1 protein-coding gene is annotated in these 754 nt (G+C 37.1%); it reads right to left on the bottom strand.

Translation table 11 applies throughout. The annotated features are described in order from the left end of the window. Positions 1-370: 370 nt before the first annotated feature. A partial coding sequence (locus ADIS_RS23160) for a transposase (RefSeq protein ID WP_035805889.1) occupies positions 371-754 on the bottom strand: 384 nt, incomplete at its 5' end.

Below are 754 nucleotides of genomic sequence, written 5' to 3'. Positions count from 1 at the left end.
CAGCTACAAAAATAACCTAGGTATATACAGGTATTGTGGTAAAAATGGGTGGGAAAATGGTAAATATGAAAGTGGGGGTTAAACCTTTGAGGTCTTTTTTTGACCTCGAAGGTTTTCTTGGAGAAGGCGTGAAATAAACTAATGCTAATTTCTAAATTAAGACCTTCGGGGTTTTTGGAAACCCCAAAGGTCGGGTTGCTGCCAACCTTTGAGGTCTTTTTTCTGACCTCGAAGGTTTTTCAAGGAACTGTGAATAAAATAAGGTTTTACTCTTCAACAAAGACCTTCGGGGTTTTTTGAAACCTCAAAGGTCAGGTTGCTGCCAACCTTTGAGATCTTTTTTTGACCTCGAAGGTTTTTAAAGAAAAAGCTACTCAAATAGATAATCCTCCGGTAAATACTTTTCCACATTCTCTTGATGCGCAATTGTGAAGCCATCTATTCCTCCAAACCATTCTAACGCCAATTCCCTATTTACTTTCGACGGTTTGTCGGAAATATATGCTTGGAAAGAAGAAAACCGCCATTCAAAAGGACCTTTGGTTAGCTGATGCTTGACTGGGTTTTGATGAATGTAGATGATAACTTTGGTCAGGTATTCTTCTGATTTTATTTTCTTTCGCTTAAATTTTCTTTGAAAAAGTGATCCGTTTCTAAAATAGACTTTATTATAGCTCTTGGAGTAAGAATTCTGAAAGTCGGAAAATGCTTTTACAAGCTGCTCATCAGAGATGTCAGGATTGACTTTTACTAA

Source organism: Lunatimonas lonarensis (assembly GCF_000390185.1).
In the GTDB taxonomy this organism is placed as follows: Bacteria; Bacteroidota; Bacteroidia; order Cytophagales; family Cyclobacteriaceae; genus Lunatimonas; species Lunatimonas lonarensis.
Note: the sequence above shows the minus strand (reverse complement) of the source record. Positions and strands in the feature narration are given on the sequence as shown.